This is a genomic window from Brenneria nigrifluens DSM 30175 = ATCC 13028, from assembly GCF_005484965.1.
In the GTDB taxonomy this organism is placed as follows: Bacteria; Pseudomonadota; Gammaproteobacteria; order Enterobacterales; family Enterobacteriaceae; genus Brenneria; species Brenneria nigrifluens.
On sequence record NZ_CP034036.1, the window covers coordinates 96,041 to 122,996 of the forward strand.

Here is a 26,956-nt window from a genome sequence, read left to right on the forward strand (position 1 = left end):
GCTCTGTGCTTACTCTTTATTTATCCGATGATTATGAAAAAGAGATCCGCTTCAACGCCTGGCGATAACCATTCCAAAAACGATCCGACTTATCGGCGCGTACGACTTGAAGATATCGCGACAAGATGCGGTACCTCCCTCAGTACCGTTTCGCGCGCGTTATCCGGCGATAAAGGGGTCAGCGCGGAACTGAGAAACAAGATTCAGGAGATGGCGCGCGCGGTGCGTTACACGCCGGCACAGGAGATCGGCGGCAGCAAAATCGTTCTGGCGGCTTCTCAGGTGGCGATGCTTGATTATTACCGCTATCAGTTTAGCTGGTATGTGTTACAGGGGCTTAAAGAGCGCGCCAAAATGCTCGGCATAGAAATTATTACCCACCCTTTGTCGGAGGCGGGCGCATCACAGTTGTCGGCGTTAATGGCAGATCCTGCGATTGGCGGTCTGCTGGCGTTAACGGTCGACGATCTGGAGATCCTGAATACCGTTGTGAGTCTGAATAAACCGGCGGTGCTGGTGAACAGTGACGATCCGCTGATGCGCTTGTCCAGCGTATTGCCCTGTAACCGTTCGGCCACGCGGCTGGCCGCCGACTATCTGGTGCAACAGGGGCATCGCAATATTATCTTTCTTACGCATCCGGGGCGCAGAACCATTGAGCAGCGTTTGGAAGGCTGGCGCGACGCCATGCTGCACTATCATTTGTCGTGCGATACAACACAGGTGATTACGGTGGCCGACTGGCTGCCGGAACTGGCCGAGCAGGCGGTGATGGACTACATCCAGCGGCATCAAACTCCGTTCAGCGCGATTTTATGCGCCAATGATAGCCTGGCGATTGGTGCGATCGGCGCATTGAATAAGCTGGGGATTAGCGTTCCTGATGATGTTTCCGTCATGGGCATGAACGATCTGCCGCAGGCCGAATTCACTCAGCCTGAGCTGACGACGGTACATCTGCCGGTGCAGGAAATCGGTGTGGTTGCGCTGGAACTATTGCAAGACATGATCGCCGGAACGGTGCAAATTCCCCGGCGAGTCGAATTGGCCTGTTCGCTGATTGAACGCCAGTCGGTGGCGAAAAAGCCCCCGGCCTCTACTTGAATAATCCCTCAGGAGCGCCTATCTCCCGCGATTGAACGGTATCATGGGCGATCAACGCCGCTAACCTGCGAGAGCCGCCCATCAACAACTGGAAAGCGGCTACACGTTAGGGAACTGGTTTCGTTAGTCGAATTTGGCGCGATCCATTTTCGGCACCAGCAGTAAGTACATCACGCACCAGGCCAGCAAATACGCCACCGAACCAATCGCGAATAATCCCCAGTAATTACCGGACTGCTCCAGCACCGCGCCGATAATCGTCGAGAACACCACGCTGCCGATCATGCCGAAGGTGCTGCCGATACCCACCACCGAGCCTACCGCCGCATTGGGAAAGAGATCGGAAACGCTGGTCAATAGGTTGGCGGACCACCCCTGATGCGCCGCGGCGGCAAGCCCGACGATGGCGACGGCGGCCCACAGGCTCTCCACCTGCGTCGCGCCGATAATCGGGATAACGGCGCAGGCGCAAATAAACATGGTTGTTTTACGCGCTTTGGCCGCGCTGAGTCCCTTTCTCATCAACATGCCGGGAAGCCATCCCGCGCCCAGGCTGCCCACAATCGCAAACAGGTAAATCGCAATGAGCGGCAGCCCCAGACCGGCCATATTGATATCGCGCGTTTCGTTCAACCACTTAGGCAGCCAGAACAGGAAGAACCACCAGATCGGATCGGTCAGCATTTTTCCCAGCGCAAATGCCCAGAGCTGTCGATATCCCAGCAGCTTCGACCATTTAACCGAGTTGGCGGAAACGACCTCTTCTTTATCCTGGCGGATCCAGGCCAGCTCCTGCGCGTCGGCTTTGTCTTCGGGTTTACCGAAATATAAATACCAGGGGATAAGCCAGATAAAACCGATGCCGCCGAGGATCAGGAAAGCGCCTTGCCAGCCATAGTGAATCGCCACCCAGGGAATAATGGCGGGGGAAATCACCACGGCGACGTTAACCGCAACCCCAAGGATACCGGTTGCCAGCGTTCGTTCCTGTTTGGGATGCCAGGCGGAAATGGCTTTCATCGCGGCAGGAAAGTTTGCCGCTTCACCGAAACCAAGCAGCACGCGCACCAAGGCGAATCCGGCCACTGACCCCACGGCGGCGTGTAACATGGCGGCGCCGCTCCAGATAATCATCGCCGCCGCATAGCTGATTTTGGTGCCGATTTTATCAATAATTCGGCCGCAGACTAAGGTGCCGATGCCATAGGCGATGGTGAATGCATTAACCAGCCAGCTATATTCTATCTGCGTCCAACCAATTTCTTTTTGTAATATCGGGGCCAATAAACCGAGAACCTGTCTGTCCATGTAATTGACTGTTGTGGCAAATACCAACATCGAACAGATAAACCAACGATAATTTCCCTTGGGCGTCTGACCTTTTATTTCTATATTATTTGTTTCCATAAAATTCTCCTTATTGCTTATTTAAATACAACTGGAGTATGAAAAATAAGTAAAGATTCGTTTTTTCGATGCGCAGGATGAAAAGTATCCCCCGAAATAAAAATACTTATTTCGGGAAAGTCACCTTAAGCAAATTATTTTTTAATTCTGTGTATTTTTACGCACGGTGATTAAATAGATAGATGTTAATTGTTATTGGTTGTTTTCATAATATTCTCCTGATCGTGACATCTTAGTAAGATATACAGTGGAAATAGATTCGGTGATTATGGCTAAGCTTATTTTAATTCTTTACTCTCGCCCTGAATCGTCCACGTTTGAGGATCAATGATTCGGTTTTCGGCTTGAACGCGTCCGTCGGCAAAGAAAATAACCTGACCGTAAAGCGGATCGTCGATTGATAAATCGCCATTATCTTTTTCACTGACGGATAGCGCATGAAAGTTATCGATGAAAGCGGAAAGTTGCGTGATCGAACTATCGTCACACAGACGAATCACCCAGCGATTGTGACGACCCGTTAGTCGGACTTCACAATTTTTTGTCGGCCCTTGCGTAACCCTGTCAAACGCTTTATTACCGAACAGCAGAGCCATTCCGCTTCCACCGCGTACCGCGATACGGTTATCGGCTATTGCAAGCTGCTCGAAGTGTTCTGACGGTAACCAGGCGTGGGAGAAGTCTGGTTGTCCGGGCTGAATATTGAAATCCAGTACGGCAAGGCCGCGATACTGTTGAACGCGGGGCAACGTTCCGCATCCGCCCCAGTAGGAGGGGCGGCCGAATCCGGCCTGGATGGTTTCCCCCGGATGATTGATCCAGATTTGCGCCTCGGTGTTATCGCCCAGGCGCAAATGCAGCGGTGATTCCTGATATCCCCACTCCCCCCAACGGTAGTGCGCAATGGATCCCATCGCGATATCGCGGGTTTTATAGTGATACAGTTTGGCTATGCGGTTCGCGCCCTGGGCAAAACACCATTCCAGCGCGTGATTTCCCTGATAAATGGCGATTTCCTGTAATGCCGGAGAAATGCCGATGCGCCGATCTCGCAGCAGCAATGCCAGTTGAGGCAGAACATGGAAACGACAGCCATAGCCGCCTTTTCCCCACAGCAGACGGGCAATGGCGGAAAGCTCCAGCGAACGTCCGGCGCGCAACGTGTGCTCGTAGGAGCGGCCTTGCGAGGCGGTCAGAATACCCTGATGAGATGAGCGGGCGATCTGTTCGATCAGGCGTTCGATGGCATGGCTGGCGCGTTTGACGATAACCGGGTTATCCGCCAGCGCGGCGAGGGCGCTCAGTCCTTTCAAGTCAATGGGAAAATAGGGCGCGGAGTTCCATTCGGCCATTTCATATTGTTCAAAATGGTCGAGCCATGCCGTGATGCGTTGTTCTCCAACCTGCGCCTGCTCCGCGCCGCTGCGCCCCGATCTGACGAAGGTCGCGTGCGGGAAAAAACTGCCGGCGAGGTAAGCGGCGGTGTGAAACAGCAGGGCATGGTTTTCTGAGAAATACCACTGAACATCATTGCCTGGCTCATCCATCCAGTAACGGAAATTCAAAATGGCATCATCAATGCGCCGGCGCGTGGTGGGGGTAATCGCCTCGCCAAACCTGATGCGGCACCACAGCAGGGGCACCAGCGTAAAGTCGGCGCAGTCGTGGCAATCAACAACGGAGGGCAACACCGCTTCCAGCATCGCGTCGGTTTCCCGACCGGACTGTCCGCGAGCCAGACGAGCCAGCGCTTTTACGCTACTCATTTCGCCATGTTCCGCAACCGTGGCCAGCGCTTCTTCAATGCGTTCGGCCTGCGTGACGGGAACTGCTTTTTGCCGATCCGCATGGCATATTTCTACGCCAATATTGCGGCTTGCGCTGAACTCACCAGATTGTAGGGTAATAATGAAGTTTCTGAAGTCCGCCGGAATTTGCTCGGTTGCCGCCAGCGTAAGGCGCTGTTCGCCTTTTCCGAGCGCCGAGTTCAGCAATACCGGCTTATCAAGAGAAATAAAGTCCCCGATAACCTGACAACTTACCTGAATATCCTCGGTTGCCGCCTGCGCAAACTCGATGGCGATATCACCGGTAAAGTAAGCGGAATGACTGAATGCCATGCCCTCAAGCATACTTTCTATTTTTTCCACCCGCTCCGGCGCAATAGGGACGGGCAGCGCGACGAATGCGCCGACGCCGGACAGATAATCCAACTGGAAAAAGAAGCGGATATCGCGTTCGGCAAGATCGTCGAAGTAAATGACAACTTCATTCAGCCCTTTATTTAACGGGACGGCGACCTCAATACTGTTTTCGAGATTGCGCTGATAACGGGCGCTCCAGGCTATTTCCTGGCCGCCGACAAAGAGTATTGCGCCGCCGCAGGTGGTTAACCGGAATGTCGCTTCGCCCTGTTGCCCGGCCTGAATAAAGGTTCTTGCCCAGGCGCCGACGCGCGTTGGACGGAACCAGAATCCCGATAAATCCACACGATCCGAGCCAAACGGCAGCCACCACCGTACCGGATGGCATTCGCTTAACGGAATAGGGCGTTTGTCAGCGAATTTTTCCGAGAAATCAGAACGACAAGGATAAGTATGCGGAATGAAATTCTTGTGTTTGCTCAGGAAGAAAAAGGGATCCATATCACCCTGCATCGGGCGATCGGCAACGTCATAACGTTGTTCTGCTATTTTGGAAAGCTGCCAATAACGAACGGCGTCGCCATTAGCCAGTTGATGTTCACTGAAATACGTTTCTGGATTATTAGTCATAGTAATATATCTCCAGGATACAGAGTGCTTAACCGTTTATACCCGCCATATTTCAAGTTGCCTGTGCTAGCCGGTCCTTCCTGTAACTCGAATTATTTAGGGGTTAGAAGTTCGACAATATAACTATTGAGGATTTTATTTCATGTTTGCCTCCGCTAATGATGTTCGCGAATGCCTTCAGTCAGACATAATATTGCTAATGCCTGGCCGTAACCGGTTGGCTGAATAGGAATATCTTTATAAAATTGCAGCGTTCTTCCCATACGGGTGCCGTAAGAGACGTTACGTACCGTACCGTCTTGATCAATGTTGTCGCATACCGCTTTTAGCGCGCGTAACCCAGCCTGACGCCAGGATTTATCGCCAATCCCCAATCGCGCGCCCTTCAGCAATCCATAACCAAAACCGGCCGTGGCGGAAATTTCTTCATAGGAATCAGGATGATCGAGCAGAGTGTGCCATGCGCCGCCTGGCGCCTGTAATTTGAGCAGCGTATCAACCTGGGTTTGCAAACAGCCCAGCAGGTATTGACGCACGCCGGGATCCAGTTCCGTAAGTTCAATAAATTCAAGAATACCTACGGTGATCCAGGAATTACCCCGCGCCCAGCGTGCGCGCGCAAAATGACTTTTTTCTTTGAAACTCCAGCCGTGAAACCACAGGCCGGTTTCCGGATCGTTCAAATAACGGGCGTGGAGTAAAAATTGCCGCACGGCCTCCGCGACTAATTCCTTACGGCCGGATACCGTACCGTAATGCGCTAAAAACAGGACGACCATAAATAACGTGTCGTCCCACAGTTCCATATCGTTAACGCCGTCGGAAACAATATGCTGGAATCCCATTTCCGGCGTTCTCGGCAATTCATTAATTACGCGATTGGCCCAGTTATCGAGAATTTCCTGATATTGAGGATTTTTGGTATGCGCCCAGAAAAGAGAAAGCGGCAGCATCGGTGCCGTGGTATTAACATTGAGTTTGGGCAGACCGGAATTAAATTGTTTTTCGAACCATTTTTCAATCAGCAGATAAATATCGTCTCGCCTGGTAAATTCCCATAATCTTACCAGTCCATAAATACCAACGCCTTGCGGCCATTCCCAGCTATCAAATGAAATATAGTCTCCGGGCGTACCGTCAAGATTGGGTTCCTGAAAGCGTCCCTGATTTTTTAATCCGGTGATTCCGGTCAATAGCGAATTAAGCCGAGCCTGTAAATCCGTGTTGTTAAGCATTAGTAACCCACCGTGTAGAGAAGTCATACCCATTGATGCTGAAATGTGCAGTCGATATAATCACCAATGTTTTTTTTGCGCAATACGAAAATTTTTTGCGCTTTTGTTTTGTGATGCGGTTAAAAAAATGCAGATTTTGTCTGGAAAAACCTGATAAAGGTGCGGCGCAGTGCGTGATGAGATCTCGGGAGCGGATAAAAATATTGCATTGGAATCTTACTGCTCGGCTTACGGACGGGCGCTAGCCAGGGGGATTTTATCTCGGCGGTAGGCGTGTGTTCTTTAAGACCTCAACGAGGCGTGGGGAGACAAGGCCGCATCGCAGCCTTGTCAGCCAGGCGCCGAACCCTATTTCAGCACCTGCGGGTTAACGCAGTTTTCTTTTACCTCTCCGCTTAAGGCGGCGATCAGGTTGTCGACGGCGCAGGCGGCCATGTTATAGCGGGTTTCATGGGTTGCCGAGCCAATATGCGGCAAGGCCACCACGTTGGGCAGTTTTAGCAGCGGGGAGTCGACCGGCAGCGGTTCTTTGGTGAAAACGTCCAGGCCCGCGGCGTGGATGGCCCCGTTGGCGAGGGCGTCGATCAGCGCCGTTTCATCCACCACGGCCCCGCGGCCGATATTGATCAGAATCGCGCCGGGTTTCATTTTCGCCAGCTGTTCGCGACCGATAAGGTGGTGCGTTTCGGCCGTCAGCGGCAGGGTGATGCACAGGAAATCCGCTTCGGCCAGCAGGGTATCCAGATCGCAATAGCGGGCGTTAAAGCGCGTCTCCGCTTGCTGATGATGACGGCGGGCGTTGTACAGCACCGGCATACTGAAGCCGAAGTGGGCGCGCTGCGCCACGGCCAGACCGATGCGGCCCATGCCGAGAATACCGATGGTTTTATGATGGACGTCGCTGCCAAACCAGTCGCTGCCGATACTCTCCCGCCACTCGCCCGCCTTGACTCTTTCCGCCACTTCCACCACCCGGCGCGCGCTGGCCAGCATCAAGGCCAGCACGGTATCGGCCACGGTTTCGGTCAATACCGTGGGGGTGTGCATCAGAATAACCCCTTGCTCGTTCAGGGCGTCGACATCGAAATTATCGTAGCCCACCGAGATGGTGGATGCGGCGCGCAGACGCGGAGCCTGTTGCAGAAAGGCTTTATCCACTTTACCGCCCGAACCGATAATGCCTTCAGCCTGAGCCAGCGCCGGGTGATGCTCCGGCGGAAAGTCGTCCAGTTCGGTGACGGCGAAATGTTGATCTAAACGGGTACGTAAATCGTCAGGGATCTTTCTGTACAGAATAACGCTAGGTTTCATCGCAAACTCCGGCAGATTAGGGAGGTTAAGGCGGAAATAACGGATGGAATCATCGCGTAGCCGACGGGATACTGCAAGCCATACATCCTGACCTCGCGCCAGGCGCCGCGATTAGCCGAGCGGGTAGTGCTACGAGGGCGGAGGATAGGGTTCCCGCCGCGCGCGTAGCCGCAGCAGTTGTTGGCCGTAGCCGGCGATATCAATCCCGTTGGCGCAATCCAACTGCTGTTTAAAGTGGGGGGCAATGCTGGTGGCGCCGTTTATCGCCCCACAGATCGCCGTGGCCATCGCGCCGATGGTGTCGGTATCTCCCCCCAGATTGGCGCACAAAATGGCGCAGCGGTTAGGATCGGTTTGTGCCAGTTCCACCATGGCGATGGCCGCCGGAACCGATTCAATCATATCCGCGCCGGTGCCGATCAGGTCATAAATACGCGCCATCGCATGCTCGGTTCCGTTGACGCGTTTGACGGTCTCCAATGCCAGTTCGATACGGCACGCCAGAGAGGCGCTGTAGGTGGTAATGCGCCTATTCTGCGCCGCCTGGGCGACCGCGGGCAGCTCCTCGCCGATCCCGCTCCAGGTGGAGGCGCCTTCAATCGCTCTGGAAATGGCCCAGGCGATAACGACCGCGCCGGCGACGGCGATATCGGATTTATGCGTCACGCTGGAAGCCAGCGCGACGTCGGCGATGAAATCATGCAGTGAATGGGGAGGCAGCAGACAACCCAGCGGGGAGACGCGCATCGCGGCGCCGTTGGTGACCCCGTTGTTTTCCAGTTCGCGGATATCGATTCCCTGCTGTATGGCGGTCAGCGCGGCTTTTGACGAGGGGCCGAGGATATTTTTCTCAAAGGCGCCGAAATCCAGCGCCCAGCGCAGAATATGCTTCCCTATTACCTTGGGGTCGATGCGGCCTTCACAGGCGATAAGGGCATCCGCCAGCGCGATAGCCATCGCCGTATCGTCGGTGTATTGCGCGGTCTGAAAATAACAGGCGGCGATATTATCCGCCGGACCGGGAAGAAAACGGTCAATCCAGCCAAAATGTTTTTTAATCCGTGTGCGCGGCCACAATTCCGACGGCATGCCCATCGCATCGCCCAACATCTGCCCATATAACGCGCCATTAATACGGTTCTGCTTATTTGATGGCATGGTGCATCCTTAATAAACGTGGCTAACCCCTCTCCCTGATGGTTATTAAGAGATGCCATCCGACTGGCTCTATCGTAATTGATGATTGATTTTTCTAGTGAAGTTTCTCTGAGTACTGTTTAAGCGGTGCTTGAATGAGCACGCTGGAAAACGTTAGTTCATAGCGTAACACCAGATAGAATTAAGATAGTACCTTTACAATCATTAGTTGAGCGTAATGTGAAGGTTTATTTACGTTTATGGTAAAAGGTTAACGCCGGTGGGTAAACGGCTTAGCGGCTGGCCCACTGCATAATCAGCGTGGTCGCCCGGGTTTCCCGATTGAAATTTTCCGCCACGACGACAAAGCCATGCTTACGGTAAAATGCGCAGGCCCGTCCATTCTGTTGATACACTTCCAGACTGAGTAGTGAAAATTGCTGCTGGGCGTATTGGATTAATGCCGCGCCGGTCATGCCGCCGCACGAATAAGGTGCCGATAAAACGGCTTTCCAGCACGCTGATAAAACCCGCCATCCGCTCCCGGTCTTGATATATCCAGGTTTGTGACCGGGGGAGGTAAATATCGCGAACCAGCGCAGCGCTTTCCCGCCAGTAATCCGCACTGATAAACGGGTGCGCCAGCGTAGTGCTTTCCAACCACAGCGACATCAGCGGGTTCAGGTCCTGCGGCCGGAATGCGCGGATCATGTCGCGGCGTCCCGATGGCAAAAGCAGTCCGCGGTGTGGTCGTCGACCAATCCGCCGGCCTGCATAAATGCATAGCAAATGGTCGAGCCGATAAATTTGAAGCCGCGTTTTTTCAGCGCCTTTGACATGGCGTCGGAAACGGCGGTTTTGGCCGGCACGCCGGCGAGCGACGCCGGGCGGTTAAGCTGAGGCCGATGGTCGACAAACGACCAGATGAAATGAGAGAAACTTTCGCCCTGGCTTTCCATCTCCAGCCAGGCGCGGGCGTTGGTGATAATGGCTTCGATTTTGCCGCGGTGGCGGATGATGCCGCTGTCCTGCATCAGCGCGTCCACGTCATCCGGCGTCATGCGCGCAATGCGATACGCATCGAACTGATAAAAACAGCGGCGATAATTTTCGCGTTTTTTCAGCACGGTAATCCAGGAAAGCCCGGCCTGCTGGCCTTCGAGGCACAGCAGCTCAAACAGCTTTTGGCCGTCGGTGCAGGGTTTTCCCCATTCGTTATCGTGATAGTCCTGATATAGGACGTCCTGGGTAACCCAGCCGCAACGTTTCATCGGCTTTTCCTATCGTTAATGGTCTGAGAGCCGGTTGTTATTCGGCACCGTTGTTGATATTGATAGTGGCGTCGCTCATTACGCCGCACGATCATTGCACTGAAGCCGCTGTATAAGCAACCAGCTTTTACTGCCGACGTTCACGGAAACCGGCGCCGGGACGCGCGGGGCGACGATAACGATAACAACGAACAGATTGGGGAATGGGGAATGGCGGTTGAGTGGATTTTGGCCTATCTGGCCTTAGGGGCGGTGGTTGGCTTTATGGCCGGACTGTTGGGGATTGGCGGCGGCGGTATTATGGTGCCGGTTCTGACGGCAATGTTCGCCGCGCAGGGGGTGCAAAACGAACATCTGGTGCATATGGCGCTGGGAACGTCGATGGCGGCGATTGTGATTACCGCCATTTCCAGCCTGCGTACCCACCATCAGCATCAGGCGGTGCTGTGGCCGGTGGTCTGGCGCATAACCCCCGCGATCCTGATCGGCACCTTTGCCGCCACCTGGCTGGCGACGCTGCTGCCGACGCGTACGCTGGCGATCTTCTTCTCCTGCTTTATGGCCTATGTCGCGCTGCAAATGGTGCTGAATATCAAACCCAAACCGCAGCGTCATCTGCCCGGCACCGCGGGCCTTTCGCTGGCGGGCCTGGTCATCGGCGGCATTTCCGCGCTGGTGGCCATCGGCGGCGGATCCTTGACCGTGCCTTTTCTCACCTGGTGCAACGTGCGCATTCAGCAGGCGATCGGCACGTCGGCCGCGGTGGGGCTGCCTATCGCGCTATCGGGGGCGCTGGGGTACATGATCAACGGCTGGTCGGCGGTCGGCGTGCCCGAGTACAGCATCGGCTATGTTTCCCTGCCGGCGGTGGTATTGATTTCGGCGGTAAGCTATTTCACCGCGCCGGTCGGCGCCCGCCTGGCGCACCGGCTGCCGGTGGCGACCCTGAAGAAAGCCTTTGCGGGGCTACTGCTGCTGCTCAGCCTGAAGATGCTGCAAACGGTGTTCAGCGGCTGAGGCGTCTGTGCAGAGGGGCGTATAGCAATAAAGCCGGGCATCCCGGCTTTTCCTGCGCCGGCCTGAAAAATCACCGCCGATATAAACTTGTTGCCGCATTCTGGCTGTATATCTCGCTTTCAGAGGGTATACTGGCGCATTCACTATAAATCCACTTGTATCGCGTGCGAATCCAAATGCAAAAGTTTGATACCAAGACCTTCCAGGGCCTGATCCTGACGCTACAGGATTATTGGGCGCGCCAGGGCTGCACCATCGTTCAACCGTTGGACATGGAAGTCGGCGCCGGCACCTCTCATCCGATGACCTGTCTGCGGGCGCTCGGCCCGGAACCTATGGCCACCGCCTATGTGCAACCGTCCCGCCGTCCTACCGACGGCCGCTACGGCGAAAATCCCAACCGTCTGCAACACTATTACCAGTTCCAGGTCGTCATTAAACCCTCGCCCGATAATATTCAGGAACTGTACCTCGGTTCGCTGCAAGAATTGGGGCTGGACCCGACGATCCACGATATCCGCTTTGTGGAAGACAACTGGGAAAACCCGACGCTGGGCGCCTGGGGGCTGGGTTGGGAAGTGTGGCTGAACGGCATGGAAGTGACGCAGTTCACCTACTTCCAGCAGGTCGGCGGTCTGGAGTGCAAGCCCGTCACCGGCGAGATCACCTACGGTCTGGAACGTCTGGCGATGTATATTCAGGGCGTGGACAGCGTTTACGATCTGGTGTGGAGCGACGGTCCGCTGGGCAAAACCACCTACGGCGACGTGTTCCATCAAAACGAAGTGGAGCAATCCACCTACAACTTTGAACACGCCGACGTCGATTTCCTGTTCTACTGCTTCGAGCAGTACGAAAAAGAGGCGCAGCGCCTGCTGGCGCTGGAGAAACCGCTGCCGCTGCCGGCTTACGAACGTATTCTGAAAGCGGCGCACAGCTTTAACCTGCTGGATGCGCGTAAAGCCATTTCCGTTACCGAGCGTCAGCGCTACATCCTGCGTATTCGTACCCTGACCAAAGCGGTAGCCGAAGCCTATTACGCCTCCCGCGAGGCGCTGGGCTTCCCCTTGTGTAACAAGAACGTGTGCAATAAGCAACAGAGCTAAGAGGCAGCCATGACTGACAAGACTTTTCTGGTGGAGATCGGCACGGAAGAGCTGCCGCCGAAGGCTCTGCGTAATCTGGCGGAATCTTTCGCCGCCAATTTCACCGCGGAACTGGATGCCGCCGGCCTGACTCACGGCGGCGTGAAGTGGTTTGCCGCGCCGCGCCGTCTGGCGCTGAAAGTGCCCGGTTTAAGCGCCGCACAGCCGGATCGTATCGTTGAAAAACGCGGCCCGGCGATCGCCCAGGCGTTTGACGCCGCCGGCAAGCCGACCAAAGCGGCCGAGGGCTGGGCGCGCGGCTGCGGCATCACCGTCGATCAGGCCGAACGGCTGACGACGGATAAAGGCGAATGGCTGCTGTACCGCGCGCCTGTCAAAGGCGAGCAGGCCCAGGCGCTGCTCGCGGGCATGGTCAACGCCTCGCTGGCTAAGCTGCCGATCCCGAAACTGATGCACTGGGGCGATAAAGAAACCCAGTTTGTGCGTCCGGTGCATACCGTTACCCTGCTGCTGGGGGACGAACTGATCCCGGGACGGGTGCTGGGTATTGATTCCGCCCGCACCCTGCGCGGCCACCGCTTTATGGGCGAGGCGGAGTTCGCCATTGATAACGCCGATCAATATCCTGACATTCTGCTGGAGCGCGGCAAGGTGATGGCGGATTACGAGGCGCGTAAAGCCAAAATCAAAGCGGATGCCGAAGAGGCCGCGCGCAACATTGGCGGCAACGCCGATCTGAGCGACAGCCTGCTGGAGGAAGTAACCTCGCTGGTGGAATGGCCGGTAGTGCTGACCGCCAGGTTTGAAGAAAAATTCCTCGCGGTGCCGGCGGAAGCGCTGGTGTATACCATGAAGGGCGACCAGAAATATTTCCCGGTCTACGATGACGGCGGCAAGCTGTTGCCGAATTTTATCTTCGTCGCCAACATTGAATCCGGCGATGCGCAGCAAATCATCGCCGGTAATGAAAAAGTGGTGCGGCCGCGTCTGGCGGATGCCGAGTTCTTCTTCAATACCGACCGCAAAAAACGGCTGGAAGAGCATCTGCCGCGGCTGGAAACCGTGCTGTTCCAGCAACAGCTCGGTTCATTACGCGATAAAACAGACCGTATTCAGGCGTTGGCGGGTTGGGTTGCCGGGCAGATCGGCGCCGATGTGAATCACGCCACCCGCGCGGGGCTGCTGTCCAAGTGCGACCTGATGACCAATATGGTGTTTGAATTCACCGACACCCAGGGCGTGATGGGCATGTACTATGCGCGTCACGACGGCGAGGCGGAAGACGTCGCCGTGGCGCTGAATGAACAGTATCAGCCGCGCTTCGCCGGCGACGACCTGCCTTCTTCCCCGGTGGCCTGCGCGCTGGCGATTGCCGACAAGATGGATTCGCTGGCGGGGATTTTCGGCATCGGCCAGCACCCGAAAGGGGATAAAGACCCGTTTGCGTTGCGTCGCGCGGCGCTGGGGGTATTGCGCATCATCGTCGAGAAGCGCCTGCCGCTGGATCTGCAAACCCTGACGGAAGAAGCGGTGCGCCTGTATGGCGACAAGCTGACCAATGCCAAGGTGGTGGATGAGGTGATCGAGTTTATGCTCGGCCGCTTCCGCGCCTGGTATCAGGAAGAGGGTCACAGCGTGGATACCATTCAGGCGGTGCTGGCGCGCCGTCCGACCCGTCCGGCTGATTTCGACGCCAGGGTGAAAGCGGTCAGCCATTTCCGTACCCTGGAAGCCGCCGCCGCGCTGGCGGCGGCCAACAAACGCGTTTCCAATATTCTGGCGAAATCCAGCGATACGCTGCAAGCGAATGTCGATGCGTCAGTATTGAAAGACGCGGCGGAAATCAGGCTGGCGACGCATGTGGTGGTACTGCGCGACAAGCTGGAGCCGCTGTTCGCCGCGGGGCGTTATCAGGAAGCGCTGGTGGAGTTGGCGGCGCTGCGTGAACCGGTCGACGCGTTCTTTGAGCAGGTGATGGTGATGGCCGAGGATGAGCGGGTGCGCGTTAATCGCCTGACGTTGCTCAATGCGCTGCGCGATCTGTTCCTGAAAGTGGCGGATATCTCTGTTCTGCAATAATTAGTCGCCGTCGTAATTAAAACCTGTCCTGAGCATTGGCGTTAGTTAAATGTTCAGGATATGTTTATTAACATTAATTTTTCTCTTTAATAGCATTAAATTAACCCCTTCCCATTGCCGAATAATCCTTTCCCTATGTGGTATTTCTTTTTTGGTGCGGACTTTAATTAATCGAATTTAAGTTACTTATTTAAATAACATTATAAATCAGTCTGTTGTGTATAAATTCCGCCTTTTCATTTTTATTAAAATACAATCAAGGTCACAATTCATTTTTTCTGGCTATGCTTATAATAGCCATATGGCAGGGGGCATAAAATACAATCCGATGCGTTTACATTCGGCGATAAAATTAAATGTCGCACTATTCTAAAGGTTAAAGTTACTGTTGGCTTATATTCATAACGCATAGTCTTTTGACTTTATATGGCGCATAAAAATATAAAATAAGCGGCCATCCTTATCTCAGATGAAAACGTTAACGCTTGTAGGTCGACTATAGCGCTATTTTATTTTTATGAATCTAATATTTTTCAATTACAGGAGATTGTTATGAGCTTCATTAATTTCTCTATTCCGCGTGATATCACCTATGGTGAAAATGCGCTGGAGCGGCTGGCGACCCTGCGGGGGAGCAGAGCGGCGATTGTGACCGGCGGCAGTTCGATGAAACGGCACGGTTTTCTGGCAAAAACCGAGCAGTTGCTTAAGCAGGCGGGGATGGAGTGTCTGCTGATTGATAACGTGGAGCCCAATCCCTCCGTGGCCACGGTGCAGCGCGGCGCTAAAGCGATGCTTGAATTCAACCCGGACTGGATCGTGGCGATTGGCGGCGGGTCGGCGATTGACGCGGCGAAAGTCATGTGGTGTTTTTATGAGCATCCGCATCTGACGCTGGCGGATATCCTGCCCGTCGGTTCTATGCCGCCGCTGCGCAATAAGGCCAGATTCGTCGCCATTCCCTCCACCAGCGGCTCGGCTTCGGAAATTACCGCCTTTTCCGTGATTACCGATACGGAAAGCCATATTAAATATCCTATCGTGGCGGCGGATATGGTGCCGGATATCGCCATTCTCGATCCGGTCATTCCGGCAACCTGCCCGCCGCACATTACCGCCCATTCGGGCATGGATGTACTGACCCACGCGCTGGAAGCCTATGTGTCCACCGCCGCCACCTCGTTTACCGACCCCTATGCGCTGGAGGCCATTCGGCTGGTATTCGAGAATCTGGAAACCGCCTATCTGTCGCCGGACAATATGCAGGCGCGTTATCATATGCACAACGCCTCCGCGCTGGCGGGGATCGCCTTTACCAACGCCTCTCTGGGGATCATCCATTCGCTGGCGCATAAGATCGGCGGCGAGTTTGGCGTTACTCACGGCCTGGCCAATGCGATAATGCTGCCGTACGTGATTCAGTTTAACCGCCATTGGACCAGTAAATACCAACAGATTGAAAAGCGCTTTGGCATTATCAATCTGGCGGAGGCGATTCGCGATCTGAACCATCGGTTAAATATTCCCGATACGTTCCGTGAGTGTGATGAAGTGGATTTCAGCGAAGAGAAATTCACCAAGGTGCTGGATCGTATGAGTCAGAATGCGCTGGACGATCCCTGTACGCTGACAAACCCCGGCAACCCGAAAGTGGAAGACATGAAGGAGTTGTATACCGTTTCCTATTACGGAAAGTAACCAACTCACGTTAAACATCCGGGGTCGGGGCGCCGATCCCGGATGTTGTTTTTGTTTATCGATCCTGCTATTCAGCGCGGTCTGGGGCGCATACCTCCGCGCCGATCAAAACGGAATCGCCACCACCAGTTGGCTGTAGACGTTGGTGCCGGCGCCGCCGGCCTGATTGCCGCCGCTGCTTTCGCTCTTCTTCGGGTTGTACAGGCCGACCAGCGGACTGACGATCAGATGGTCGTTGACCGCCCATTCCAGATACAGGTTTAGCTCGCGGGCATCCAGATTCAGCGCGTTACGCTTGTGCAGCGTGTGGAAGTCGAAATAGAGCACGCCGACGGTCAGGTTTTCCAGCGGATTGAGCGTGAGGCCGAGGTGGTGAATCCCGGTGTTGGTGTTGAACGGCCCCGAATAGTTGGCCGCCACCTCACCCTGGAACCAGGTGCCATAGCCGGTGCTCAGGCCGGTGAACAGCGAATCCCATTCGGCGGAATAGCGGCTGTAGCGATAGGTCAGTTTCGGCGACCAGGGGAGGTCGGCGAAGGTATAACCGGCCTCGGCGTACCAGGCCTTATCGTCGCCGCTGTCTTTGTCCTGCCAGGCGTACTCAAAGGCGAAGTCGGCGTTCTCGATGCCGGCGTTCCCCTCGCCGCGCAGGCTGTAGACTTCCATATTTTCACGCTGTTTCAGGCGATCGTCGGCCCACCGTTCGGACACATCAAGGCCGTGAACCCAGGTCAGCCCCAGCGTGCCGGGGCGGGCGGCGTAATCCAGCGTGGCGGCGGCCAGTTCGGTCGCCGCCTGGGCGCGATTGTCGGACTTGAGCCAAACGGCGCTGCCGTGCAGGCCGTCCTGCCCGCCCAGACGAACCACCGCCGTGCGGTCGAAAGCATGACGGGCGGCCAGATAATAGGCGCCGCCACGGTCGAGGGCGCCGTCGGCCGGTCCCTTGCCCAGGTTTAGTCCATCGTCGTTGATGATGAAGCCTCTGCCGAGTTTGACGACCTGCCGCCCGAATGAAATATCGACGCCGTCCTGACCGAGCGCCGGAAACAGCCCGGAGGAACGCCAGCCCAGATAGGCGTCCTCGATCTTGGTGGTGCGTTCGGAACCATCGCTGTTGCCGCCGGCATCGCCGTCGCCCCAGGTGGCGGAACTGACCCAGTTAAGCGCGCCGTAAACGGTGCCGTAGCCCCCCACGCCCCGATCGCCGCTGAGGCCGTACTTGAAGAAGCCCTCGCTCCAGGTGGAACCGCCGGCGCCGCCGTCATAGTTCTTGCGGCTGTCCATCCAGCCGTAAACCGCCAGAAAATCGCCATTCAGGTGAGCGTCGTCGGCGGCGTACAGTTCATAGGCACGCGCCTGGCCGACCAGGCTAAGGGCAACGGTCAGCGCAAGGCCGCCACTCAAGATCTTGGTAAGGTTTCGATGACTCATGTCGGGGCTCCTGATGCCTGTTGTTTTCTTACGGCCGTAGATGGCTTACCCGCGCAACTCTCCTTGCGCGGGTAAGCCGGTTATGCAGGGGTTCTATCGATGGCGCTGAATGCCGGTCTCACTTGTCCTGTTGTTCGAAAGCGGTTTGCAGGGCGTTCACCAACTGATCGCAACCGGCCTTGTCAATCACCAGCGGCGGCGCCAGCACCAGTTTAGGGCCGACCGGGCGTACTACCGCGCCGGCTTCGCGGGTTGCTTGCGCAATACGGAAAGCCAGATTGTTATCCGGCGCCAGAGAAGCCTTGGTGGTTTTATCTTCCACCAAATCAAGCACAATCATCAGTCCTTTGCCCCGCACGTCGCCGACGGAGGGAAAGCGTTGTTCGAACGATTGCAACCGGCCCAGTAAATATTCCCCCATGTGCGCCGCATTGACCGGCAAGTTTTCCTTTTCCACAATATCGAGTACCGCCAGACCGGCGGCACAGGCCAGCGGATGACCGCCGTAGGTGTAACCCGTCATCAGCAGACCGCGGGCATCGCGGTTTTGCAGATAGGCTTCTTCAATGCGTTGATTAAACACGGTGGCCGAGAGCGGTACATAGCCCGCGGTTAGGGCTTTGGCAAACACCATGATGTCGGGTTTGACGCCCCAGCCGCGGGAGCCGAACAGCGCGCCGCTACGGCCGAAGCCGGTGACGACCTCGTCGGCGATCAGCAGCACGCCATGCCGGTCGCACACTTCCCGCACCAGCGGCCAGAAGTTGGCGGGCGGAACGATGACCCCGCCGGCGCCTTGCACCGGTTCGGCGATAAACGCGGCGATGGTGTCCGCGCCGTGGTACAGGATTTCGCGCTCCAACTGTTCGGCGACCAGCTTGCCCAATTCGGCCGGATCGTCGCAGTTCCAGGGGTTGCGGTACAGACACGGTGATTCAATCTGGGAGCATCCTTCCAGCAGCGGACCGTAGCCCAGACGATAGACGGGCAGGCCGGATACCGATGTGCCGCCGATATGTACGCCGTGATAGGCATTTTTCAGCGAAATAAAGCGGGTGCGGCGCGGCTCGCCTTGCAGGATCCAGTATTGACGCGCCACCTTGAGTGCAGTCTCCACGCCATCCGATCCGCCCAGACCGTACAGTACGCGGCTCATCCCCTCCGGCTGAGTCATTTCGATGAGCTTGCTCGACAGCTTTTCAGCCGCCGGATGGCTCACGCCGTCGAATAGCTGGTAATAAGACAGTTCATCCATCTGCCTGCCGATGGCGGCTTTCACTTCCGGGCGGTTATGGCCGACGTTGACGCACCATAACCCGGCGAAGCCGTCCAGCATTTTACGGCCTTTATCATCCCACACGTACAGGCCGTCGCTTTTAACAATACGCAGCGGCTCACGGTTTACCCAATCATTCGGATGGGCCATCGGGTGCCAGAAACGGTAGGCGTTGGGCCCGGCGGCGTTGTTTTGCATAGTCATATTCGCTACTCCATGAAAATTGAGGAAAGGGGGTTAAAGACTCTCGACGATTTGACCGACTTTCGAATAGCGTTCCGGATTCAGGCGGCTTAAGAAATGGGCGCCCACAAATCCGCTTAACGCGACGATTAACACCAGATACGGCAGCAATGAAACAACCGGGGATGAGGAGCCGCTCAGGACATCGAGATTACCGATCACCATCACCAGCGCCGCCAGCATGCCCGCCGCCGCAATAACCGGGGCAATCAGCCTGCTCCACCAGGAAACCGGCAGCGAGGCTTGGCGCAGGAAGTAGACGATCACGGCGACGGAGACGCTGAACTGCAACAGCAGGATCGACATGCTGCCCAGCGCGGACGCCCAGGAAAAAACATGCGCCATCGGGTCAAGCCGGGCGAGTGCGAACAGCGCCGTTGAAGAGAGCATGAAGCCCCCCTGAACGATGCTCGCCACATAGGGCGTCTGGTGGGCCGGATGCGTTTTCGCCATTTTCGACCACAGCAGACCGTCGCGGCTGATGGCGAATAAGTAGCGCGAAAGGGTGTTATGAAACGCCTGCGCGGCGGCGAAAAGGCTGGTCAGCAGCAGGAGGGACATCACATGGATCGCCCAGGAGCCCAGGACGCTCTCCGTCACGCTGAAGATAAACATGCCGGGATCCTTTGCCACTACCTCCGCGATGTTCGCCGAACCGACATACTGAACGAAGGCCCAGCCGGTCAGGGCGAAAAACGCGGTGATTAACGTTACCGCCAGCAGCGTGGCGCGCGGAATGATTTTTCTCGGATCACGGCACTCTTCCGAATAAATGGCGGTGGCTTCAAAACCGACGAAAGAGCAGATAGCGAAGATCATGGCTATACCGACATCGCCGTGGAATACGGTTGACGGACTAAATGAACTCAGATCGAAGGCGATGGGCTGGGTGAGGATAGCGGCGTCGGCCAGTAGCACAATACCGACTTCCAGCAGCATCAGTATCCCCAGCACCTTACCGCCCAGCTCGACTTTGGCGATGCCGAGCGACACCACCAGCGCCTGCATCGCCAGCGAAAACAGCCACCAGGGAACCGCGATCCCGGCTTGCTCCTCAAGAAACAGCGAGCAGAAGAAGCCAAACATGGCGGTAACGGCAAGCTGTATCGCCGTATAGGCCAGCAGCGCGATGCCTAATCCGGCGATACCGCTGCGGGCGCCCAACCCCTGGGCGATGTAGGCGTAAAATGCTCCGGCATTGACCACGTAGCGGCTCATCGCAATGAATCCGAAGCTGAAAACGAACAATAACACCCCGGCTAATACATAAACCCCCGGTACGCCGGCGCCGTTTCCCGCCATAAAGGCGACGGGCAGCCCCCCGATAACCCCGGTTAACGGCGATGCGGCGGCGATGACGAAAAAGATAATTGACCACAGTCCGAGACTGCCTTTTTGAAGCTGATTGCTCTGTGCCATGTTCCTGTCCCCTGCTTAATGGATCATGGCCAGTCTATGAAGCGGTGGGGCGTTGCCGTTATCGAAATCTGGCAAACCTTTCAGTTAAGGTGACGAATGGCTTTGAGCGTCATGGAGGGCAGCTCACCAAACAGGCGCTTATAATCGACGGTGAACTGAGATAGGTGCCAGAATCCCCATTTTGAGGCGATTTCGCTGATGTTTGCGTCTTTATTGCCGACGACCAGCATCCTTTTTACACCGTTTAGCCGCATATTTTTGAGAAAAACCGCCGGGCTTTGTCCGGTCACGGTCTCAAAGCAGTTCTGTAACGTCCGGCGGGAAGTGTGCGTCATCAGGCATAACTCATCCATGGTCAGCGGACGATCCCGGTTTTCCATCAGCGCTTCCTGCGCTTTGGCCACCACGCGCTGCGCTTTCTGGCGTGAATGTTTTACCGAAGGGGGCTGTTTACCGATCACGTCAAAAAAGGAGAACGCCAATCCTCTTATGTCGCTCTTGAACTGGAGTCTGGCCTGCTTTTCCGCCATCTGCAGCGGATGCTCTATCATGCTGTGGAGCATTGCCGTTATCTGTTGTCTGATGCGTGACGCCAACGCATCGTTTCTGACGGCATAAACGGCATGCGGTAATTCATCGATTATGTCCGGGAGTAGGGAAAGCGGGATACTTAATACCTGCAATGAAGAGTACTCTGGCGTTTGCAGCATCAGTTCACCGCGCTTGTAAGACCAGGTCACATCCTGAGTGGTCAGGTTTTTACCCATCCAGCGCGTTTCGCCGGATAAGACATTAAACACGCCGAGGCAGAGCGTTCCCTCGCGGGCCTCACCGCTTTGAAACACCGATTGGGACAGCCGCTCTTCGTAAAATTGCACGCCGTCCAGCCAGGCTTCCTGAATGTTTCCTTCAAAACGGCCCTGGGAAATTTGGTCATAGCGTAATGACCAGTCGGTAAGGAGTTGACTGTGCTGAGCCAGTTCTTGAATGCGTGAGGCGCAGCGGAAACCATTCTGGTGACTTGAATAAGAAGTGAGTTCCATGATCTGTCCTTACCTGAAAAAGAGGGTAACAAAGATCAGCAAAAATCAAGCCATGAAAATATCGAAATATGGCAGAATTTTTATCTATTAAATAATAAATTACAGATACTTATTTTTTTGATTTTCCTTAATTAAGGCATAAATATATTTTCCGCTTAATATCAGACTAAAACCCTCTCTCCCGCTGCACCAATATGGATGAGTTGCTCATTTTTAAAGCAATGCCGCCTCGGCGATCCCGTCCGCTATCATCTTGAAACGCCGTGGCGGCAAGAGTACCAGGGGCGCCGCTTGTCGTTCTGCGGCATGAACTGACTGATTCGACTATGCTTACGGTTATCTGAAACACACTTGCGGCATGTTCCCTATGCGAAAACCACGACGAGCGACAGGCATGCAAAACAGGGGTATGGAATGAAAGGATTGATGGAATATCGTTCACGCTGGCTGCTGCCGGCACTGATGTTTTTTATGGCGTTACAACTGGCTGGCTGCGGTGACTCCGAGGCCGAACAACGCCGGGCATTTACCGATTTTCTGCAAAGCGTCCAACTGCAACAGGATGGGAAATTACCGGCGCTGACCGAAGAGCAAAAGAAGAGCTTCGGCCCTTTTATCAATGACTACGCGGTATTGACCACCTTTTCCCAGCAGGTGAATCAAGCGGTGGCGGGGAGCTTGAAGCCCCTGCTGGAGCAGGTCTCCCGTATTCGCATCCCGCGGGATTATCTGTCGCAGCGCGACAATCTGCGACAATCCATCGGGGCGATGAATCTGCTGGGGCAGCAGGTTCAGGCCGCAAAGGCCCAGGCGGATAATGCCCGCCGCGCGCTCAAACAGCCGGAAGAATTACAGGTCGTCTATGAACGGCTGTATGCGCGGACCGTCACGCAGCCGACCAATGCATTGCTGCCGCTCGTCCCCAGCGCCATCGCCTTTGCGCAAAGCCTGATTCAGGTGGGGGATTACCTTGAGGCCCAGGGCGATCGGGTGGTGTTCGCCGAAGCAACGGTGCAGTTTCATACGCCCGAGCAGGTGGCGCAATACAACGGCATGGTTGCCAACCTGCCGATTCAGCAACGGAATTTAATGACTGCGCTGAAAGGAGTGAACGGCGTGCTCCATCCCTAATTACCCGCCATACGCCTAATCCGGCGACGCAATGAAAATAAATTGTGATTTGCGTCGCATAAAACAAACAAATGCCCACCTGTAAAATGTGATGTTAATCACGTATATGGCGTGAAAGCCATCCCCAATCTAGCCATTTTTTTAGTTTTTTATATTTTTTTGTGAACCAAGTCACTCACTTGTATCGTTGGTGTGGGGTGTTTGTGTGATTTTTGTCACAAAAATGACACCATGTTGCGCTATTGAAACAGAGTGCTAGAGTCCGCGTTACATACAGTAATACCGGCGGATAGCGTTATACCGTCTCACGATAATTATCACGCGCTCTTATTGTCAGCGCGTCTCAATAGGGGTGTGTTTTTATGCTTTCACCAGATATCAAGATCAAAGTTCAGAACTTTGGTCGCTTTCTGAGCAACATGGTGATGCCCAATATCGGCGCATTTATCGCCTGGGGTATCATTACCGCACTGTTTATACCTACGGGCTGGATCCCCAACGAGACGCTGGCGAAACTCGTCGGGCCGATGATTAGCTATCTGCTGCCGCTGCTGATCGGCTATACCGGCGGTCGCCTGGTGTTTGGCGAACGCGGCGGCGTGGTCGGGGCGATCACCACTATGGGGGTGATCGCCGGAGCGGATATTCCGATGTTCATGGGGGCGATGATTGTCGGCCCGTTGGGCGGCTGGGCGATTAAACGTTTCGACGGCCTGGTTGACGGCAAAATCAAAAGCGGTTTTGAAATGCTGGTCAACAACTTCTCCGCGGGCATCATCGGTATGTTGCTGGCGATCCTGTCGTTCCTGGCCATCGGTCCGCTGGTCGAAGTCTTTTCCCAGGTTCTGGCCGCCGGCGTCAAGATCATGGTGCAGAATAGCCTGCTGCCGTTGACCTCTGTTTTCGTCGAACCGGCAAAAATTCTGTTCCTGAATAATGCCATCAACCACGGTATCTTCTCGCCGCTGGGTATTCAGCAGGCGACGGAGACCGGGAAATCCATCTTCTTCCTGATTGAGGCTAACCCAGGCCCCGGTATGGGCGTACTGATGGCCTATATGTTCTTTGGCCGCGGCAATGCGAAGGAGTCCGCTCCGGGGGCGGCGATTATCCACTTCTTCGGCGGGATCCACGAAATTTATTTCCCTTATGTGCTGATGAATCCGCGGCTGATTATAGCGGTGATCCTGGGCGGGATGACCGGCGTATTCACGCTGAGCCTGCTGGGCGGCGGCCTGATCTCTCCGGCGTCGCCGGGTTCTATTCTGGCGGTATTGGCCATGACGCCGAAAGGCGCCTATTTCGCCAACGTGGTGGCGATTGCGGCGGCCTTCACGGTTTCCTTCATCGTTTCCGCCATTCTGCTGAAAAGCGGCAAAAACAAGGACGAGGAAGATATTGGCGAGGCCACCCGCCGGGTGCAGGATATGAAAGCGACCTCCAAGGGCCAAAACCGCACCGATGGCGGCGTTAGCGGCGACCTGAGCACGGTACGTAAAATCATCGTCGCCTGCGATGCCGGCATGGGTTCCAGCGCCATGGGGGCCGGGGTGCTGCGCAAAAAAGTGCAGGATGCCGGGCTGAGCAATATTTCGGTGACCAACAACGCCATCAACAACCTGCCGGACGATGTCGATCTGGTGATCACCCACCGCGATCTCACCGAACGCGCCCTGCGCCATGCGCCGCAGGCGCAGCATATCTCGCTGACCAATTTCCTTGACAGCCAGCTGTATGGCGATCTGGTGGCGCGTCTGGTCGCCGCGCAAGGCAGCGCCTCTCAGGGGCCGAAAGCCGCGGCAGCCAAACCGGATGTCGCCGGCGAAGGGGCAACGCTGTTTCAGCTTGGCGCTGACAACATCTTCCTTAACCAACATGCCGCCACCAAAGAGCAGGCCATCCGTTTTGCCGGCGAGCAGCTGGTGCAGGGCGGCTTCGTCAAGCCGGAATACGTGGATGCCATGCTGGAGCGTGAAAAACTGACTTCCACCTATCTGGGCGAATCCATTGCGGTGCCGCACGGCACCATCGAAGCGAAAGACCAGGTACTGAAAACCGGCGTGGTGTTCTGCCAGTACCCCGACGGCGTGCGCTTTGGCGAGGATGAGGATGACATCGCGCGTTTGGTTATCGGTATCGCCGCCCGTAATAACGAGCACATTCAGGTAATTACCAGCCTGACCAATGCGCTGGATGATGAAGCGGTGATTGAACGTCTGACGCATACCCAGGACGCGCAGGAAGTGCTTGACCTGCTGTCCGGTAAAAAGAACGCCTGACTATACGGTAGCGCCGCCCGCGGGCGGCCTCTTTTTTCTTCGTTCTAAAAGGGTAAGCATAATGAAAGCATTACATTTCGGTGCCGGTAATATCGGCCGTGGATTTATCGGCAAGCTGTTGGCCGACGCCAATATAGAACTGACGTTCGCCGACGTCAGCCAGCCGCTGCTGGAGGCGTTGAATAGTCGCAAAAGCTATCAGGTGCGTATTGTGGGAGAGCAAACGCAGACCGAAAACGTCAGTAACGTGAGCGCGGTTCACAGCGGCAGCCAGGAAGCGGTGGCGCTGATCGCCGACGTCGATCTGGTCACCACGGCCGTCGGGCCGCAGATTCTGGAAATGATTGCCGGGACCATCGCCCAGGGGCTGGTGCAACGTCAGGATAACGGCAATGCGCGGCCGTTGAATATTATCGCCTGTGAAAATATGGTGCGCGGCACCAGCCAGCTTAAGCAGCATGTGCTGAAACTGCTGCCGCAAGATAAGCTGGAGTGGGTGGCGGAGCATGTGGGATTCGTCGATTCCGCGGTCGACCGTATCGTGCCGCCTTCCGAGGCCGGCAGCAGCGATGTGCTGGCGGTGACGGTGGAAACCTTCAGCGAATGGATTGTCGACCGGACCCAGTTCAACGGCGAGCCGCCGGTCATCCCCGGTATGGAATTGACCGATAGCCTGATGGCGTTTGTCGAGCGTAAGCTGTTTACGCTGAACACCGGTCATGCCATTACCGCCTATCTGGGCCGGCAGGCCGCACATCAGACCATCCGCGACGCCATTCTCGATCCGCAGGTGCGCGCCGTGGTTAAAGGGGCGATGGAAGAGAGCGGCGCGGTGCTGATTAAACGCTACGGTTTTGACGCCGATAAACACGCCGCCTATATCGATAAGATTCTTGGCCGTTTTGAAAATCCCTACCTGCACGATGACGTGGAACGCGTGGGGCGCCAGCCGCTGCGCAAGCTGAGCGCCGGCGACCGGCTGATTAAGCCGCTGCTGGGTACGCTGGAATATCAACTGCCGCATGACAACCTGATTATCGGTATCGCGGCGGCGATGCATTACCGCAGCGAGCAGGATCCGCAGGCGCAGGAACTGGCCGCGCTGCTGCAAAAAGTGGGGCCGCAGGCCGCGCTGGCGCAGATTTCCGGTCTGGACGCCGACAGTAAGGTTGTCGCGCAGGCGGTGAATGTGTATAACGCCATGCGGTGATCGGCGCGTCCCGGCACGAGGTAGGTTTGGCCTTTGCCTGATTCCCGCGGGCGTTCGCAACCTTGATGTTGGGAACAGGCGATGTCGGATATAACCGATGTCGCCGTACACTCGCCGGCGAGCCATATTACCGGAGGTGGGAGCGATCTGTGCGCGGGCTAAAGGTACGAGAAGGGACGATGGAAAAAACACAGGCGTTTGAAAACCGGGTGCTGGAAGCGCTGAATGCGGCGACGACGGTGCGCAGCTTTATGCTGCGGGCCGTTGAGCTGTTGGCCGAAGCGGCCGGCATCCTGATGTTGCAGGTGTTTCGCAAGGACGACTATGCGGTAAAATATGCGGTTGAGCCGCTGATGACGGGAAGCGGTCCGCTGGGCGATCTTTCCGTGCGTCTCAAGCTGATTTACGGATTGGGGATAATCAGCCGTAAAGAGTATGAGGATGCCGAATTGCTGATGGCGCTGGGTGAAGAACTGACGCACGACGAGCATGATTACCGCTTTACCGATGATGAAATTCTCGGTCCGATTGGCGAATTGCACTGCGTCAGCGCGCTGCCCGCCGAGCCGCCCCTGCCCGCTGACGGCGACTCGGAGGATCGGTTGCTGATCGGTATGCGGCAACAGCGTTATCAGCAGATGGTTCGCTCCACGCTGGTGCTTTCGCTCACGGAGCTGATTTCCCAAATCAGCTTGAAAAAAGCCTTTTGACCGCTGTTTCTCCACCCTCGTCCACTGCACCGGCAACCGGTTTAGTGTATGCTTGTTCCCCCGCATGATTCTCCC

General features: G+C 55.8%; 19 protein-coding genes and 1 pseudogene. 9 read left to right on the plus strand and 11 right to left on the minus strand.

Annotation, left to right across the window (positions count from 1 at the left end; all coding sequences use genetic code 11):
- Positions 1 to 33 precede the first annotated feature (33 nt).
- Positions 34 to 1,104: a LacI family DNA-binding transcriptional regulator gene (locus tag EH206_RS00420; protein ID WP_050815632.1), complete on the plus strand. Its 1,071-nt coding sequence runs from the start codon at positions 34 to 36 to the stop codon at positions 1,102 to 1,104.
- Between the two features lie 123 nt (positions 1,105 to 1,227).
- Here the strand turns inward: EH206_RS00420 and EH206_RS00425 are convergent, their stop codons facing one another.
- The 7 genes and pseudogenes from EH206_RS00425 to EH206_RS00455 form a co-directional block, all read right to left on the minus strand.
- The gene (locus EH206_RS00425) at positions 1,228 to 2,511 is read right to left on the minus strand and encodes an MFS transporter (protein WP_009110868.1); all 1,284 of its coding nucleotides are present in this window, start codon (positions 2,509 to 2,511) and stop codon (positions 1,228 to 1,230) included.
- Positions 2,512 to 2,789: 278 nt separating this feature from the next.
- The gene (locus EH206_RS00430; RefSeq protein WP_009110869.1) at positions 2,790 to 5,285 is read right to left on the minus strand and encodes a hypothetical protein; all 2,496 of its coding nucleotides are present in this window, start codon (positions 5,283 to 5,285) and stop codon (positions 2,790 to 2,792) included.
- A gap of 155 nt (positions 5,286 to 5,440) precedes the next feature.
- Positions 5,441 to 6,520: a beta-galactosidase BglB gene (bglB, locus tag EH206_RS00435; RefSeq protein WP_009110870.1), complete on the minus strand. Its 1,080-nt coding sequence runs from the start codon at positions 6,518 to 6,520 to the stop codon at positions 5,441 to 5,443.
- Between the two features lie 348 nt (positions 6,521 to 6,868).
- A complete protein-coding gene (gene ghrB / locus EH206_RS00440; protein WP_009110871.1) occupies positions 6,869 to 7,831 on the minus strand; it encodes a glyoxylate/hydroxypyruvate reductase GhrB in 963 nt (320 codons plus the stop codon).
- Positions 7,832 to 7,960: 129 nt separating this feature from the next.
- The gene (locus EH206_RS00445) at positions 7,961 to 8,989 is read right to left on the minus strand and encodes an ADP-ribosylglycohydrolase family protein (RefSeq protein WP_009110872.1); all 1,029 of its coding nucleotides are present in this window, start codon (positions 8,987 to 8,989) and stop codon (positions 7,961 to 7,963) included.
- Positions 8,990 to 9,261: 272 nt separating this feature from the next.
- Positions 9,262 to 9,679, minus strand: a pseudogene (locus EH206_RS00450) (N-acetyltransferase).
- Positions 9,676 to 10,239: a DNA-3-methyladenine glycosylase I gene (locus EH206_RS00455; RefSeq protein WP_009110873.1), complete on the minus strand. Its 564-nt coding sequence runs from the start codon at positions 10,237 to 10,239 to the stop codon at positions 9,676 to 9,678. The pseudogene EH206_RS00450 and the gene EH206_RS00455 overlap by 4 nt, the downstream one beginning before the upstream one ends.
- Positions 10,240 to 10,449: 210 nt before the next feature.
- On the opposite strand from EH206_RS00455, the gene EH206_RS00460 reads away from it, so the two are divergent.
- The 4 genes from EH206_RS00460 (at position 10,450) to EH206_RS00475 (ending at position 16,139) form a co-directional block, all read left to right on the plus strand.
- Complete coding sequence (locus EH206_RS00460; RefSeq protein ID WP_009110874.1) at positions 10,450 to 11,256, plus strand: sulfite exporter TauE/SafE family protein; 807 nt, start codon at positions 10,450 to 10,452, stop codon at positions 11,254 to 11,256.
- Positions 11,257 to 11,432: 176 nt separating this feature from the next.
- Positions 11,433 to 12,362 (plus strand): glycine--tRNA ligase subunit alpha, encoded by a 930-nt coding sequence (gene glyQ / locus EH206_RS00465; protein ID WP_009110875.1) that lies wholly within the window; start codon positions 11,433 to 11,435, stop codon positions 12,360 to 12,362.
- 9 nt (positions 12,363 to 12,371) lie between these two features.
- On the plus strand, positions 12,372 to 14,441 hold the full coding sequence (gene glyS, locus EH206_RS00470) for a glycine--tRNA ligase subunit beta (RefSeq protein WP_009110876.1): 2,070 nt from the start codon (positions 12,372 to 12,374) through the stop codon (positions 14,439 to 14,441).
- Between the two features lie 552 nt (positions 14,442 to 14,993).
- Complete coding sequence (locus EH206_RS00475; RefSeq protein WP_009110877.1) at positions 14,994 to 16,139, plus strand: iron-containing alcohol dehydrogenase; 1,146 nt, start codon at positions 14,994 to 14,996, stop codon at positions 16,137 to 16,139.
- A 105-nt stretch (positions 16,140 to 16,244) separates the two neighbouring features.
- On the opposite strand, the gene EH206_RS00480 is transcribed toward EH206_RS00475, so the two are convergent.
- From EH206_RS00480 to EH206_RS00495, 4 genes are all read right to left on the minus strand, one after another.
- Positions 16,245 to 17,570, minus strand: a complete 1,326-nt coding sequence (locus EH206_RS00480; RefSeq protein WP_009110878.1) for an alginate export family protein — start codon at positions 17,568 to 17,570, stop codon at positions 16,245 to 16,247.
- 118 nt (positions 17,571 to 17,688) lie between these two features.
- Positions 17,689 to 19,050, minus strand: a complete 1,362-nt coding sequence (locus EH206_RS00485) for an aminotransferase class III-fold pyridoxal phosphate-dependent enzyme (RefSeq protein ID WP_009110879.1) — start codon at positions 19,048 to 19,050, stop codon at positions 17,689 to 17,691.
- A gap of 33 nt (positions 19,051 to 19,083) precedes the next feature.
- Positions 19,084 to 20,508: an APC family permease gene (locus tag EH206_RS00490; RefSeq protein WP_009110880.1), complete on the minus strand. Its 1,425-nt coding sequence runs from the start codon at positions 20,506 to 20,508 to the stop codon at positions 19,084 to 19,086.
- An 80-nt stretch (positions 20,509 to 20,588) separates the two neighbouring features.
- Positions 20,589 to 21,551 (minus strand): helix-turn-helix domain-containing protein, encoded by a 963-nt coding sequence (locus EH206_RS00495; protein WP_009110881.1) that lies wholly within the window; start codon positions 21,549 to 21,551, stop codon positions 20,589 to 20,591.
- Between the two features lie 414 nt (positions 21,552 to 21,965).
- Between EH206_RS00495 and EH206_RS00500 the strand changes: the two genes are divergently transcribed.
- The 4 genes from EH206_RS00500 (at position 21,966) to EH206_RS00515 (ending at position 26,881) form a co-directional block, all read left to right on the plus strand.
- Positions 21,966 to 22,682, plus strand: a complete 717-nt coding sequence (locus EH206_RS00500) for a DUF3053 domain-containing protein (RefSeq protein WP_009110882.1) — start codon at positions 21,966 to 21,968, stop codon at positions 22,680 to 22,682.
- Positions 22,683 to 23,044: 362 nt separating this feature from the next.
- Complete coding sequence (locus EH206_RS00505; RefSeq protein ID WP_009110883.1) at positions 23,045 to 24,961, plus strand: PTS mannitol transporter subunit IICBA; 1,917 nt, start codon at positions 23,045 to 23,047, stop codon at positions 24,959 to 24,961.
- A 61-nt stretch (positions 24,962 to 25,022) separates the two neighbouring features.
- Positions 25,023 to 26,171 carry a mannitol-1-phosphate 5-dehydrogenase gene (locus EH206_RS00510; protein WP_009110884.1) on the plus strand — a complete coding sequence of 383 codons (1,149 nt, stop codon included), beginning with the start codon at positions 25,023 to 25,025 and terminating at the stop codon, positions 26,169 to 26,171.
- A gap of 179 nt (positions 26,172 to 26,350) precedes the next feature.
- The gene (locus tag EH206_RS00515; RefSeq protein ID WP_040342782.1) at positions 26,351 to 26,881 is read left to right on the plus strand and encodes an MltR family transcriptional regulator; all 531 of its coding nucleotides are present in this window, start codon (positions 26,351 to 26,353) and stop codon (positions 26,879 to 26,881) included.
- The last annotated feature ends 75 nt before the right edge of the window (positions 26,882 to 26,956 follow it).